Genomic DNA, 14,098 nt, shown 5'->3' with positions numbered 1-14,098 from the left:
ATAGCTGATACGATTCTAGTTTAGTTTAATGAAATTGCCCATATAGCTCAGTCGGCAGAGCGTCACCTTGGTAAGGTGGAGGTCACCGGTTCAATCCCGGTTATGGGCTCCATTGATATAATAAACACTAGGGTTAGTTTACAGTGAATTATTATAAATAATGACGATATCATTAAGGAGGAAATCAAGATGTCAAAATCAAAATTCGAAAGAACAAAACCACACGTAAACATCGGAACAATTGGTCACGTTGACCACGGTAAGACAACATTAACAGCTGCAATCACATCAGTACTTGCACTTAAAGGTGGAGCAAAAGCTTTCAAATATGACGAAATAGATAAAGCGCCAGAAGAAAAAGAAAGAGGAATCACAATCAACACAGCTCACGTTGAGTACGAAACTGAAAATAGACATTATGCACACGTTGACTGTCCAGGACATGCTGACTATGTTAAGAACATGATCACTGGAGCAGCGCAAATGGACGGAGCAATATTAGTTTGTTCAGCAGCAGATGGTCCAATGCCACAAACAAGAGAACACATACTATTATCATCAAGAGTTGGTGTACAATACATAGTAGTATTCTTAAACAAAGCAGATATGGTAGACGATCCAGAATTATTAGAATTAGTTGAAATGGAAGTAAGAGAATTACTAGATGAATACGGATTCCCAGGAGATGATACTCCAGTAATAACAGGATCAGCATTAAAAGCATTAGAAAACCCATCAGATGAAGAAGCAACAAAATGCGTAATGGAATTAATGGCAGCAGTTGATTCATACATCCCAACACCAGAAAGAGCAACAGACAAACCATTCTTAATGCCAGTAGAAGATGTATTCACAATCACTGGAAGAGGAACAGTTGCAACTGGAAGAGTTGAAAGAGGAATTCTTCATGTAGGAGACGAAGTAGAACTAGTTGGATTACACGAAGAAACAAGAAAAATCACTGTAACAGGTGTAGAAATGTTCAAGAAATTACTTGATGAAGCAATGGCAGGAGATAACATCGGAGCATTATTAAGAGGTGTTCAAAGAGATGAAATCGAAAGAGGTCAAGTATTATCAAAACCAGGTTCAGTAACACCACACAGCAAGTTCGTAGGTCAAGTATACGTACTTAAGAAAGAAGAAGGCGGAAGACACACACCATTCTTCGATGGATACAGACCACAATTCTACTTCAGAACAACAGACGTTACAGGTTCAATCAAATTACCAGACGGAGTTGAAATGGTAATGCCAGGAGACCACATCGACATGAACGTAGAATTAATAACACAAGTAGCAATGGATGAAAACCTAAGATTCGCTATCAGAGAAGGCGGAAGAACAGTTGGTTCAGGTGTTGTTACAACAATCGTTGAATAATCCTCAGTAACAAGTAATAAGTAAGGACTGGGTAATTAACCTAGTCCTTTTAAAAAGTGCTTAAATCGTAAAAGAATATTTCATTTGACATATAAAGCGCTATATGATAAAGTAGATAAGTAACAAATTACAATAAAAAATATTACTAATGTTAATATAAATACATTGGCTCAACTGTAGGAGGTGTAGACTTTGAGAGTAAAAGTAACTTTAGCATGCACAGAATGCAAACAAAGAAACTACAACACAATGAAAAACAAGAAAAACGATCCAGATAGATTAGAGCAGAGAAAGTATTGTAAATTCTGCCAAAAACATACTGTTCACAAAGAAACAAAATAATTCAATTAAAGTGTTAATATGATAATAGGGTGTGAAGGATATGGCTGTTAATGAGCAAAAAACACAAACAACGAGAAAAAATGGTAACTTTTTCTCTAGAGTTCTTAGAGAGATAAAAGCTGAAATTAAAAGAATTACATGGCCTGAAAGAGAAAATGTTAAGAAGGCGACGAAATCAGTGTTGTTATTTACAATTTTCTTCGCTGTGCTTATTGGGCTATTAGATCTTGGCTTAAATAACCTCTACAAGTTAATATTTAAATAACAAACAAAGAGGAGGTTAGAATAGGATAAGTCCTATTTAGAGAATTATGGCAGAGAAAGCTAAATGGTATGTTGTAAATACATTCTCAGGTTATGAAAATAAAGTAAAAGCAACCTTGGAAAAATCAATTGACAACAGAAATCTTCACAACTATTTCTATGACATCCAAATCCCTATGTCAGAAGAGGTTGAAGAAAAGGATGGCAAGCAAAAAGTTGCCTTAAAGAAGTTATTACCTGGTTATGTATTTATTAAAATGATAATGACAGACGACACTTGGTATATCGTAAGAAATACCAGAGGCGTTAGTGGCTTTGTTGGTCCAGCTGGTAAACCAGTTTCTCTTACCAATGAAGAAATTGATAGAATGGGTATTAATGATACTCCTGCAACCGTTGACATGGAGGTTGGTGAAACAGTTCTAATTACTTCTGGAGCATTGAAAGGTTTTAATGCTCAGATAACAGAAGTGAATATAGAAAAACAAAAAATAAAAGGCTTAGTTGATATGTTTGGTAGAGAAACACCTGCTGAATTAGACTTTGCACAAGTAGAAAAATTAGATTAATATGCTATTAAGACGAAAGTCTTAACATAGTGGGAGGAAAATATCTTTCCGCCAAACCACATTTTAGGAGGTACAGATTCATGGCTAAAAAAGTCGTAGGATTAATTAAACTTCAACTTCCTGCAGGAAAAGCTACTCCAGCACCACCAGTTGGTACTGCACTAGGACCACATGGTGTTAACATTATGCAATTCTGTAAGGAATACAATGCTAAGACTGCTAATCAAGCAGGATTAACAATACCAGTAGTATTAACTGTTTATCAGGACAGATCTTTCAGCTTTATATTAAAAACTCCACCAGCAGCAGTTCTAATAAAGAAAGCAGCTGGACTTGAGAGTGGTTCAGGAGTTCCAAACAGAACAAAGGTTGGTAAAATAACTCAAGAACAATTAAGACAAATTGCTGAAACAAAATTACCTGATTTAAACGCTGGATCAGTTGAAGCGGCTATGAGCATGATTGCAGGAACTGCAAGAAGCATGGGCGTAACTATAGTAGAATAATTTTATCAGTATACTGATAACGTAATTAGTGGGAGGTAAAAACCGCTAAAACCACAAGGAGGATAGAGATAATGGGAAAGAATTATATAGAAAGCGCTAAGCTTATCGACAAAAACGTTCTTTATACACCACTAGAAGCTCTAGAATTAGCAGTTAAGACATCAAAAGCAAAATTCGATGAAACTATCGAATTAGCAGTAAGACTTGGAGTAGACCCAAGACATGCTGATCAACAAGTTAGAGGAGCAGTTGTTCTTCCTCACGGAACTGGTAAATCAGTTAGAACGCTTGTTTTTGCAAAAGGTGAGAAAGCTAAGGAAGCTGAAGCAGCAGGAGCTGAATATGTTGGTGCAGAAGAATTAGCAGACAAAATCCAAAAGGAAAACTGGTTTGAATTTGACATTGTAGTTGCTACACCAGATATGATGGGTGTTGTTGGTAGATTAGGTAGAATCCTAGGACCAAAAGGTTTAATGCCAAACCCTAAATCAGGTACAGTTACATTTGATGTAGCTAGAGCAATACAAGAAATTAAAGCTGGTAAAGTTGAATACAGAGTTGACAAAACTTCTATCGTTCACGTTCCAGTTGGTAAGAAATCATTCGGAGCTGAAAAGTTAAAAGATAACTTCACAGCAATGATGGAAGCAATAGTTAAAGCTAAGCCAGCAGCTGCTAAAGGTCAATACATCAAATCTGTTAGTGTTTCAAGCACTATGGGACCAGGAGCAAAAGTTAACCCTAACAAAGTGTTAGACTAATCATAAGATTAGAGACTCTTATATTTATAAGGGGCTTACAAATAATGAGTAGATTTTACAGTATGTAAGAAAAACTCATAAAATGTAAGAATGGTTAAGAAAGTTGTTGACAAGGTTGTTTTATCGCTGATATAATATTAGCGTTGATTAAGTAAATAACTTTCCGTAGAAAGTAGGTACCTTATGGTGTAACGTTATACAACCTGCCGAGGAAGACGATATATATATTATTTAGTATATAAAGGTCTCTTCGTGCGTCTACGGAGAGACCTTTAATTATATAAAACAGTTTATATAGACTGTGAGGAGGTGGACACACAGTGGAAGTGATAAGCAAAAATAGAATAGCTAAACAAGAAAAAGTTGCTGAGATAAAAGAAAAGCTAGTTAATTCAAAAGGATTAGTTTTAGCTCAATATCAAGGTAATACTGCTGAAGCTGATACAGCATTAAGAAAGGCTTGTAGAGAAGCTGGTGTTGAGTATAAAATTTACAAAAACACACTAGTAGCATTAGCTGCTAAAGAGGCTGGTATCGAAGGTTTAGATCCATTCTTAACAGGACCAATAGCTATAGCATTCGGTTACGAAGAAGCTACAGCTCCTGCAAGAATATTAAATGATTTCGCAAAAGAACACAAATCATTTGAATTAAAAGCTGGTGTTGTTGAAGGTACAGTTTATGATACAGAAACTATCAAAAAACTTGCAAACATACCATCAAGAGAAGTTCTTATTGCAAAACTTCTTGGAAGCTTCAAGGCTCCAATATCAAACTTCGCATACTTGTTAAAAGCTATCGAAGAAAAGAAACAATCAGAAGCTTAATTAAAAATAATCAAATTAATTTAGATATAAATTCGGAGGTGCACTTTAATGGATAAGAATCAAATAATTGAAGCTATAAAAAATATGACAGTTTTAGAATTAAACGAATTAGTAACAGCTTGTGAAGAGGAATTTGGCGTAAGCGCTGCTGCTCCTGTAGCTGTAGTTGGCGGAGCTGCTCCAGCTGCTGCTGAAGAAAAGACTGAATTCAACGTAGTATTAAAAGAAGCTAAAGAAAAAATCAAAGTTATCAAAGTTGTTAGAGAATTAACTGGTCTTGGCTTAAAAGAAGCTAAAGAATTAGTTGATGGTGTTCCAAAGGCTCTTAAAGAAGGAGTTTCTAAGGAAGAAGCTGATGCAATGAAAGCTAAGTTAGAAGAAGTAGGAGCTGTTGTAGAATTACAATAGTTTTAAAAATAAAAAGGCACAGTAAAATGTGCCTTTTTTTATTCTAGAAAACAAGCTTAAAACTATGTAATAAAAACTTGTAAGACAATTATAGATTAAACTAAAATATAAATAATTGTTGACTGTTCTGTAGTATTATGATAGAATATTAAATTGCATTGGTGTGTGAAAATAACACATTGAAATGAATTTTTAATACAAAGTATTAAATGAAAAATTTAAGTCAAGAATATGAAAATGACAATGTATGCAATCCAATGACACTTTTAAAAAGACAGGGGTGTTTATTGGTTATTTTAGTTTATACAAGGGGTGAAAGCTAATGGTACATCCTGTCCAAGTTGGTAAAAGAACCAGAATGAGCTTCTCAAAACAAGTAGAAGTAGGCAAAATGCCAAATCTTATAGAAATTCAAGTGGATTCCTATAAGTGGTTTTTAGATGAAGGTCTTCAAGAAATCTTTGATGACGTAAATCCAATACAAGACTACACTGGTAATCTTGTACTTGAGTTTGTAGGCTACAAATTAGACATGGAAAACATCAAGTATTCTGTTGAAGAATGCAAGGAAAGAGACGCTACTTATGCAGCACCATTAAAAGTAACAGTAAGATTACTAAATAAGGAAACCGGTGAAGTTAAAGAGCAAGAAGTTTTCATGGGAGATTTCCCATTAATGACTGAACAAGGTACCTTTATTATTAATGGTGCAGAAAGAGTTGTAGTATCACAATTAGTTAGATCTCCAGGAACGTACTACAATTACACTGTAGACAAAACTGGTAAAAAACTATATTCCTCTACAGTAATACCAAATAGAGGAGCATGGTTAGAGTATGAAACAGATTCTAACAGCGTAATTTATGTAAGAATTGATAAAACTAGAAAGCTTCCGATCACAATGTTAGTAAGAGCAATGGGATATGGAACTGACGCTGAAGTAATAGACTTCCTTGGTGAAGAAGAAAGACTAAAAGCTACTATGGAAAAAGATAGTGTTAAGTCTAGAGAAGATGCCTTACTTGAAATCTATAAGAGATTGAGACCAGGCGAACCTCCGACTGTAGAAAGTGCAGTAGAACTTATAAATACGCTATTCTTTGATCCTAAAAGATATGATTTATCTAGAGTAGGTAGATATAAGTTCAATAAGAAGTTAGCTCTTTCACTAAGAATAGCTAACCAAACAGCAGCTGAAGATATTGTAAATCCTGAAACAGGTGAAATACTTGTTGAGAAAGGAACAAAGATAGAAAGAGAAAAGGCTGTAGAAATTCAAAACCTTGGAATAAATGAAGTTATTATTCAAGTAGAAGATAAGACATTAAAGGTAATAGGTAATAATTTTGTAGACATAAAGTCACATGTTAACTTTGATCCTACTAAGATAAATGTCAAAGAGTTAGTACATTATCCAACCCTTAGAGAAATACTTGATCAATATACAGACGAAGAAGAGCAAAAAGCTGAAATCAAGAAAAATATACACAAATTAATTCCTAAGCATATTGTAAAAGATGACATATTAGCGACTGTTAACTATGAAATCGGATTACCTTATGGTGTAGGAAATGTTGATGATATAGACCATTTAGGAAATAGAAGACTTAGAGCAGTTGGAGAACTTCTTCAAAATCAATTCAGAATAGGTCTTTCAAGGATGGAAAGAGTAGTCAAGGAAAGAATGACTGTTCAAGATCAAGAAGCAATAACGCCACAAGCATTAATAAATACAAGACCAGTTGCTGCTGCTATCAAAGAATTCTTTGGTAGTTCACAGTTATCACAATTCATGGATCAAACGAATCCATTAGGAGAACTTACACATAAGAGAAGATTATCTGCATTAGGACCAGGAGGTCTTTCGAGAGAAAGAGCTGGTTTCGAAGTTAGAGACGTTCATCACTCACATTATGGAAGAATGTGTCCAATAGAAACACCAGAAGGTCCAAACATAGGTCTTATTAATTCTTTAGCTACATATGCAAAGGTTAATGATTATGGATTTATTGAAACTTGTTATAGAGTTGTAGATAAAAAAGAAGGTAGAGTAACCGAAGAAATAAGATACTTTACAGCTGATGAAGAAGATGCATTAGTTGTTGCTCAGGCAAATGAACAACTGGATGAAAATGGATATTTTGTTAACAGTAAAATCACTGTCAGAGATGGTGAAGATGTGTTGGTAGTATCAAAACATGATGTTGATTTAATGGATGTTTCATCGAGACAATTAGTATCTGTTGCTACAGCTATGATACCATTCTTAGAAAATGACGACGCATCAAGAGCACTGATGGGTTCAAACATGCAACGTCAGGCAGTTCCATTATTAAAACCACAAGCACCTATTGTTGGTACTGGTATAGAATATAAGGCTGCTGTTGACTCAGGGGTGCTTCCTAAAGCTATTCATGCTGGTGAAGTTGTGTATGTTAGTGCAGACCTTGTTAAAGTTAAGAGAGATGAAGATGGAAAACTTGATAGTTATAAACTGTTAAAGTTCAAAAGAACCAACCAAAGTACATGTATCAACCAAAGACCTATCGTTGTTAAAGGCGAAAAAGTTGAAGCGGGTGCAGTATTAGCAGATGGTCCATCTACGGACTTAGGAGAAATAGCTCTTGGAAAAAATATAAGAATGGGCTTTATCACTTGGGAAGGTTACAATTATGAAGATGCGATGCTAATTTCTGAACAATTAGTTAGAGATGATGTATTTACTTCTATACACATTGAAGAATATGAATGTGAAGCTAGAGACACTAAACTAGGACCAGAAGAAATAACAAGAGACATACCAAATGTTGGTGAAGATGCACTTAAAGATATAGATGACAGTGGAATAATTAGAATAGGTGCAGAGGTAAGGTCAGGAGATATCCTTGTTGGGAAAGTTACACCAAAAGGGGAAACTGAACTTACTGCAGAAGAAAGACTTTTAAGAGCTATCTTCGGTGAAAAAGCAAGAGAAGTTAGAGATACGTCATTAAGAGTACCTCATGGAGAAGCTGGTATCATCGTTGATGTTAAGATATTTACAAGAGAAAATGGTGATGAATTACCACCAGGAGTTAATCAACTTGTAAGATGTTATATTGCTCAAAAAAGAAAAATATCAGTTGGAGATAAAATGGCTGGTAGACACGGTAATAAAGGGGTTATCTCAAGAGTATTACCAGAAGAAGATATGCCATTCTTACCAGATGGTAGGCCACTTCAAATATGCTTAAATCCTCTAGGCGTTCCTTCTCGTATGAATATCGGGCAGGTACTTGAAGTTCATCTTGGATGGGCTGCTGCAAATAAGGGATGGCATATTGCGACACCAGTATTTGACGGAGCAACTGAAGAAGAAATTGAAGATCAATTAGAAGAAGCTGGTTATGCTAGAGATGGTAAAACAGTACTATATGATGGTAGAACTGGAGAACCTTTTGATAATAGAGTTACTGTTGGATATATGTATATCTTAAAGTTGGCTCATTTGGTTGATGATAAGATTCATGCTAGATCTACAGGTCCATACTCCTTAGTTACTCAACAACCACTTGGAGGTAAAGCACAATTCGGTGGCCAGAGATTTGGAGAAATGGAAGTTTGGGCCCTAGAGGCTTATGGAGCAGCACATACACTGCAAGAAATTCTAACTGTTAAATCCGATGACGTTGTAGGAAGAGTTAAAACTTATGAAGCAATTGTTAAAGGAGAAAATATTCCAGAACCAGGTCTTCCAGAATCATTTAAGGTTCTTATAAAGGAATTACAGGCATTATGCTTAGATGTTAGAGTATTAACAAGTGATAATGAGGAAATTCAATTAAAAGAATCAGTTGATGAAGAATTAGAAGATTTAGAAGTTAATATAGAAGGAATAGAAAATGGCGTTCCTGCGGACACTGATTTACCATCAGAAGAAGATATTGACTTACAGGATGATTTCTTTAAAGAAGAAATGGATATAGATTTAGACTATGAAGAACTTCCATTAGACGGATTAAAAGATGACTTTGAAATAGAAGATTTTAACGAAGAAGACTAATTGAAGGGAGGATGAACCCTTGGAATTAAATAATTTTGATGCATTACAAATTAGATTGGCTTCACCTGAAAAGATTAGAGAGTGGTCAAGAGGTGAGGTTAAAAAACCAGAAACAATAAACTATAGAACTCTAAAACCAGAAAAGGATGGTTTATTCTGTGAAAGAATATTCGGACCAATGAAGGATTGGGAGTGTCATTGTGGTAAGTATAAAAGAGTTAGATATAAGGGGATTGTTTGTGACCGTTGCGGAGTTGAGGTTACAAAATCAAAAGTAAGACGTGAAAGAATGGGGCATATAGAACTTGCTGCCCCAGTTTCTCACATTTGGTATTTTAAAGGTATTCCATCAAGAATGGGATTAATTTTAGATATGTCTCCAAGAGCTCTTGAAAAGATTTTATACTTTGCATCTTATGTAGTATTAAAGCCAAAGGAAACCCCATTATTAAAGAAACAACTTCTAACTGAGAAGGAATATAGAGAAGCAATTGATAAGTACGGATACGATAGCTTTGAAGCAGGTATGGGTGCAGAATCAGTTAAAGTACTTCTAGAAGAACTTGACTTAGAAAGCCTATCTAAAGAACTTAAAGAAGAGTTGATTCAAAGTTCAGGACAAAAGAAGGTTAGAATTATCAGAAGACTTGAAGTTGTAGAATCTTTTAGAAAGTCTGGTAATAAGCCATCTTGGATGATAAGTGATGTAATACCAGTTATACCACCAGATTTAAGACCAATGGTTCAATTAGACGGTGGAAGATTTGCTACATCAGATTTAAATGACTTATATAGAAGAGTTATAAATAGAAATAACAGACTTAAAAAGCTTCTTGATTTAGGAGCACCAGATATAATAGTTAGAAACGAGAAGAGAATGCTTCAAGAAGCAGCAGATGCTCTAATCGATAATGGTAGAAGAGGTAGACCAGTTACAGGACCAGGAAATAGGCCTCTTAAATCTTTATCAGATATGCTTAAAGGTAAGCAAGGTAGATTTAGACAAAACCTTCTTGGAAAACGTGTTGACTACTCAGGTAGATCTGTTATTGTTGTTGGACCAGAACTTAAGATGTATCAATGTGGTCTTCCAAAGGAAATGGCACTTGAATTATTCAAACCATTTGTTATGAAGAAGTTAGTTGAAAGTAATGCTGCTCACAATATTAAGAGTGCTAAGAGAATGGTTGAAAGAGTTCAGCCACAAGTGTGGGATGTCTTAGAAGAAGTTATTCAAGATCATCCAGTACTACTTAACCGTGCGCCTACGCTTCATAGACTTGGTATTCAAGCTTTCCAACCAGTACTAGTTGAAGGAAGAGCTATAAAACTTCACCCACTTACATGTTCAGCATATAATGCTGACTTTGATGGTGACCAGATGGCTGTTCACTTACCTTTATCTGTTGAGGCTCAAGCTGAAGCTAGATTCTTAATGTTAGCGGCTCATAATATAATGAAGCCATCTGATGGAAAGCCAGTTTCAGTTCCTACTCAGGATATGGTTTTAGGATCATATTACTTAACTCTAGAAAAAGAAGGAGCTAAGGGAGAAGGTAAATTCTTTACTAACACTGATGAAGTATTAATGGCTTACCAAAATGGAGATATAGCTATTAATGCAAGAATTAAAGTAAGACTGCAAAAAGTAATTGATGGTAAGGTTATAAAAGGTAATATAGAAACTACTTGTGGTAAGATAATTTTTAATGAATCAATTCCTCAAAATTTAGGTTTTGTTGATAGAACAATTCCAGGTAATGAGTTGAAATTAGAAATAGATTTCCTTGTAAGTAAAAAGAATTTAGGAAATATTATAGAAAAATGTTATCAAAAATATGGACCAACGAAAACATCAACGATGCTTGATAAAATCAAAGCTACAGGATATCACTATTCAACAATAGGAGCTATCACAGTTTCTACTTCAGATATGACAGTTCCACCTCAAAAGAAGGAATTAATGCATGAAGCAGAAACTACTGTTGATAAGATTGAAAAGATGTTCAGAAGAGGTTTTATTTCAGAAGATGAAAGATATGAAAAAGTTATAGAAAAATGGACTGAAACTACTGAAAAGGTTGCGGATGCACTTATGGCTAACCTTGATAAGTTCAATCCAATATTCATGATGGCAGATTCCGGAGCCAGAGGTTCTAAGTCTCAGATTAAACAACTTGCAGGTATGAGAGGACTTATGGCGAGCCCATCAGGTAAAATCATAGAACGTCCAATCAAATCTTCCTTCAGAGAAGGTCTAGACGTATTAGAATACTTTATATCTACTCACGGAGCTAGAAAAGGTAACGCCGATACAGCACTAAAAACGGCTGACTCAGGTTACTTAACAAGAAGACTTGTTGATGTAAGCCAAGATGTTATCGTAAGAAGTGAAGATTGTGGTGATGATGAAGGTTTCGAAGTAGTAGAAATCAAAGAAGGAAATGAAGTAATCGAACCATTACATGAAAGATTAGCTGGTAGGTATATGGCTGAAGATGTAGTTGATCCAGAAAGTGGAGAAGTACTTGCAGCTAAAAATTCTTATGTTGATGTTCCTCTTGCTGAAAAGATTGAAAAAAGAGGAGTAAAGAAAGTAAGAATAAGATCTGTATTTACATGTAAATCTAAACATGGAGTTTGTGCAAAATGCTATGGTATGGATATGGCTACAGGTCAAAAGGTTAATATAGGTGAAGCGGTTGGTATAGTAGCGGCTCAATCTATCGGTGAACCAGGTACTCAGCTTACAATGAGAACGTTCCATACTGGTGGTGTTGCCGGAGCCGATATAACTCAAGGTCTTCCTAGAGTTGAAGAATTGTTCGAAGCTAGAAAGCCAAAGGGTCTTGCTATTGTAAGTGAGATTGCAGGTACAGTTAAATACGAAGAAACTAAAAAGAAGAGAACTGTAATTGTTGTTGGCAATGATGGTGAAGAAGCAACATATGATATTCCGTTTGGATCATCAATAAGAGTAGTTAATGGTGATGTTATAGAAGCTGGTGATGAAATAACACAAGGTTCTGTTAACCCACATGATATAATCAGAATTAAGGGTGTCAAAGCTGTTAAGAATTACTTATTATCAGAAGTTCAAAAGGTTTATAGACTACAAGGTGTTGATATCAATGATAAGCATCTTGAAGTTGTAGTAAAACAAATGACAAGAAAAGTTAAGATAGATGATTCTGGGGATACTGAATTGTTACCAGGAACAATGATAGATATGTATGATTATGCTGAAGTAAATGAAAATGCAATAGCGAATAATCAAGAACCTGCAAAAGGAATAGTTTCCCTTTTAGGTATCACAAAAGCTGCTCTTGCTACAGATTCATTCTTATCAGCTGCATCATTCCAAGAAACAACTAGAGTTCTTACTGATGCTGCAATAAAGGGAAAAGTAGATCCATTATTAGGATTGAAGGAAAATGTAATTATCGGTAAGTTAATTCCAGCTGGAACAGGAATGAAGAGATATAAGAACATAAGTATCGATGTTGCACGAGAAACAGAAATCGCAATAGAGGAATAGCAAAAAAATTGTTATGTTGACACAAGGTTTGTAAAATGATAAAATACATTTTGTGTGTTAATTGTTACAGAGAGTATTTCGATATTCTCTGTAACAGTAATGTTAATGGAGGCAGTGGAAATGGTTGAAAGACTTCAAGGCAAGAAAGTAGTGGGCTTAAAGCAAACTATAAAAGCTCTTAAAACCGGAAATTGTAAAAAATTATACATCGCTAAAGATTCAGATGATAACATAAGAGAAAATATTGAAGGTTTAGCTATGGAAAGCTCCATTGAGGTTATTTATATTGATACTATGAAAGAATTAGGCAGATTATGCGGTATTCAAGTTGGAGCCGTTGCTGCCGCAACTGTATAATTACCTTGCTAAATCCATATTTATATAGATTTAAAAAATAAAAGAGGAGGTGCAGAGATGCCAACTATTAGCCAGTTAGTAAGAAAAGGCAGAAAAGACATAGTAACTAAATCAACAGCTCCAGCTTTGAAAGCGAGCCCTCAAAAAAGAGGAGTTTGTACTGTTGTTAAAACTACTACTCCAAAGAAACCTAACTCAGCGCTTAGAAAAATTGCTAGAGTTAGATTAACTAATGGATATGAAGTAACAGCATACATTGGTGGTGTTGGCCATAACTTACAAGAACATAGTGTTGTTCTTATAAGAGGTGGTAGAGTTAAGGACGTACCGGGTGTTAGATACCATATAGTAAGAGGTGCGTTAGACTGTGCTGGTGTAGCTAACAGAATGCAGGCTAGATCAAAATACGGTGCTAAGAAGCCTAAAGCGAAGAAATAATTCTTCGTACACTAGTGCTATGTCTTCAGTAAATATATATTTCAATTAATAATAATTACATCCATTATGGAGATTATATATAACAGATGGCAAAGCACTTTACGACAAAACATAAATTGTCGAGTACCGATGAACTTAAATTTAAACTGTTAAGGAGGGAAGAAAAGTGCCAAGAAAAGGACATATAGCTAAAAGAGATGTATTACCAGATCCAATGTACAACAACAAAGTTGTTACAAAGTTAATAAACAACATAATGGAAGATGGTAAAAAAGGTGTAGCACAAAGAGTTTGCTACGAAGCATTTGAAATTATTCAAAAGAAAACAGAAAAAGACCCAATAGAGGTTTTTGAAACTGCTATGAATAATGTAATGCCACTTCTTGAGGTTAAAGCTAGAAGAATAGGTGGTTCTAACTACCAAGTTCCAATAGAAGTAAGACCAGAAAGAAGACAGACATTAGCAATCAGATGGATACTTGCAGCAACTAATAAAAGAGGCGAAAAGTATGCAAGAGAAAGATTAGCTAATGAATTAATGGATGCAGCCAATAACACTGGTGCAGCTGTTAAAAAGAGAGAAGATACTCACAAAATGGCAGAAGCAAACAAAGCTTTCGCTCACTACAGATATTAATATGTTCAAAACTGTTTTGGTTTTTA

Annotated in this window: 13 protein-coding genes, 1 tRNA gene and 1 other annotated feature; all 14 genes read left to right on the top strand. The window is 35.0% G+C overall.

Annotated features, from left to right (window positions below; translation table 11 throughout):
- The first annotated feature begins 36 nt into the window (after nucleotides 1-36).
- The 14 genes from CLOCEL_RS18690 to rpsG all read left to right on the top strand — a co-directional run bounded on the left by CLOCEL_RS18690 (nucleotide 37) and on the right by rpsG (nucleotide 14,072).
- Nucleotides 37-112, top strand: a tRNA-Thr gene (locus tag CLOCEL_RS18690).
- A gap of 77 nt (nucleotides 113-189) precedes the next feature.
- Nucleotides 190-1,383 carry an elongation factor Tu gene (tuf, locus tag CLOCEL_RS18685; protein WP_013291937.1) on the top strand — a complete coding sequence of 398 codons (1,194 nt, stop codon included), beginning with the start codon at nucleotides 190-192 and terminating at the stop codon, nucleotides 1,381-1,383.
- Nucleotides 1,384-1,575: 192 nt separating this feature from the next.
- On the top strand, nucleotides 1,576-1,725 hold the full coding sequence (gene rpmG, locus CLOCEL_RS18680; protein ID WP_010073757.1) for a 50S ribosomal protein L33: 150 nt from the start codon (nucleotides 1,576-1,578) through the stop codon (nucleotides 1,723-1,725).
- 40 nt (nucleotides 1,726-1,765) lie between these two features.
- A complete protein-coding gene (secE, locus tag CLOCEL_RS18675) occupies nucleotides 1,766-1,990 on the top strand; it encodes a preprotein translocase subunit SecE (protein ID WP_010073756.1) in 225 nt (74 codons plus the stop codon).
- A 46-nt stretch (nucleotides 1,991-2,036) separates the two neighbouring features.
- Nucleotides 2,037-2,558, top strand: a complete 522-nt coding sequence (nusG, locus tag CLOCEL_RS18670; protein ID WP_010073755.1) for a transcription termination/antitermination protein NusG — start codon at nucleotides 2,037-2,039, stop codon at nucleotides 2,556-2,558.
- An 80-nt stretch (nucleotides 2,559-2,638) separates the two neighbouring features.
- The gene (rplK, locus tag CLOCEL_RS18665; protein WP_010073754.1) at nucleotides 2,639-3,064 is read left to right on the top strand and encodes a 50S ribosomal protein L11; all 426 of its coding nucleotides are present in this window, start codon (nucleotides 2,639-2,641) and stop codon (nucleotides 3,062-3,064) included.
- Between the two features lie 71 nt (nucleotides 3,065-3,135).
- Complete coding sequence (gene rplA, locus CLOCEL_RS18660; protein ID WP_010073753.1) at nucleotides 3,136-3,825, top strand: 50S ribosomal protein L1; 690 nt, start codon at nucleotides 3,136-3,138, stop codon at nucleotides 3,823-3,825.
- Nucleotides 3,826-3,970: 145 nt separating this feature from the next.
- Nucleotides 3,971-4,111: a sequence feature (ribosomal protein L10 leader region), on the top strand.
- A 43-nt stretch (nucleotides 4,112-4,154) separates the two neighbouring features.
- Complete coding sequence (gene rplJ, locus CLOCEL_RS18655) at nucleotides 4,155-4,652, top strand: 50S ribosomal protein L10 (protein WP_029169171.1); 498 nt, start codon at nucleotides 4,155-4,157, stop codon at nucleotides 4,650-4,652.
- 48 nt (nucleotides 4,653-4,700) lie between these two features.
- Complete coding sequence (rplL, locus tag CLOCEL_RS18650; protein ID WP_010073751.1) at nucleotides 4,701-5,060, top strand: 50S ribosomal protein L7/L12; 360 nt, start codon at nucleotides 4,701-4,703, stop codon at nucleotides 5,058-5,060.
- Nucleotides 5,061-5,382: 322 nt separating this feature from the next.
- Nucleotides 5,383-9,102 (top strand): DNA-directed RNA polymerase subunit beta, encoded by a 3,720-nt coding sequence (gene rpoB, locus CLOCEL_RS18645; protein WP_010073750.1) that lies wholly within the window; start codon nucleotides 5,383-5,385, stop codon nucleotides 9,100-9,102.
- 19 nt (nucleotides 9,103-9,121) lie between these two features.
- Nucleotides 9,122-12,640, top strand: coding sequence for a DNA-directed RNA polymerase subunit beta' (rpoC, locus tag CLOCEL_RS18640; protein WP_010073749.1), 3,519 nt, complete (start codon nucleotides 9,122-9,124; stop codon nucleotides 12,638-12,640).
- A gap of 120 nt (nucleotides 12,641-12,760) precedes the next feature.
- Nucleotides 12,761-12,997 carry a ribosomal L7Ae/L30e/S12e/Gadd45 family protein gene (locus CLOCEL_RS18635; RefSeq protein ID WP_010073748.1) on the top strand — a complete coding sequence of 79 codons (237 nt, stop codon included), beginning with the start codon at nucleotides 12,761-12,763 and terminating at the stop codon, nucleotides 12,995-12,997.
- Between the two features lie 57 nt (nucleotides 12,998-13,054).
- Nucleotides 13,055-13,435 (top strand): 30S ribosomal protein S12, encoded by a 381-nt coding sequence (gene rpsL, locus CLOCEL_RS18630; protein WP_010073747.1) that lies wholly within the window; start codon nucleotides 13,055-13,057, stop codon nucleotides 13,433-13,435.
- A 166-nt stretch (nucleotides 13,436-13,601) separates the two neighbouring features.
- On the top strand, nucleotides 13,602-14,072 hold the full coding sequence (rpsG, locus tag CLOCEL_RS18625; protein ID WP_010073746.1) for a 30S ribosomal protein S7: 471 nt from the start codon (nucleotides 13,602-13,604) through the stop codon (nucleotides 14,070-14,072).
- Nucleotides 14,073-14,098: the final 26 nt, after the last annotated feature.

The organism is Clostridium cellulovorans 743B, assembly GCF_000145275.1.
GTDB classification, from domain to species: domain Bacteria; phylum Bacillota; class Clostridia; order Clostridiales; family Clostridiaceae; genus Clostridium_K; species Clostridium_K cellulovorans.
This window is presented reverse-complemented; position numbering and strand designations above follow the sequence as displayed.

Coding starts and splice junctions, on each gene's coding strand:
- tuf (WP_013291937.1), top strand. CDS start 190: ATGTCAAAATCAAAATTCGAAAGAACAAAACCACACGTAAACATCGGA.
- secE (WP_010073756.1), top strand. CDS start 1,766: ATGGCTGTTAATGAGCAAAAAACACAAACAACGAGAAAAAATGGTAAC.
- nusG (WP_010073755.1), top strand. CDS start 2,037: ATGGCAGAGAAAGCTAAATGGTATGTTGTAAATACATTCTCAGGTTAT.
- rplK (WP_010073754.1), top strand. CDS start 2,639: ATGGCTAAAAAAGTCGTAGGATTAATTAAACTTCAACTTCCTGCAGGA.
- rplA (WP_010073753.1), top strand. CDS start 3,136: ATGGGAAAGAATTATATAGAAAGCGCTAAGCTTATCGACAAAAACGTT.
- rplL (WP_010073751.1), top strand. CDS start 4,701: ATGGATAAGAATCAAATAATTGAAGCTATAAAAAATATGACAGTTTTA.
- rpoB (WP_010073750.1), top strand. CDS start 5,383: ATGGTACATCCTGTCCAAGTTGGTAAAAGAACCAGAATGAGCTTCTCA.
- CLOCEL_RS18635 (WP_010073748.1), top strand. CDS start 12,761: ATGGTTGAAAGACTTCAAGGCAAGAAAGTAGTGGGCTTAAAGCAAACT.
- rpsL (WP_010073747.1), top strand. CDS start 13,055: ATGCCAACTATTAGCCAGTTAGTAAGAAAAGGCAGAAAAGACATAGTA.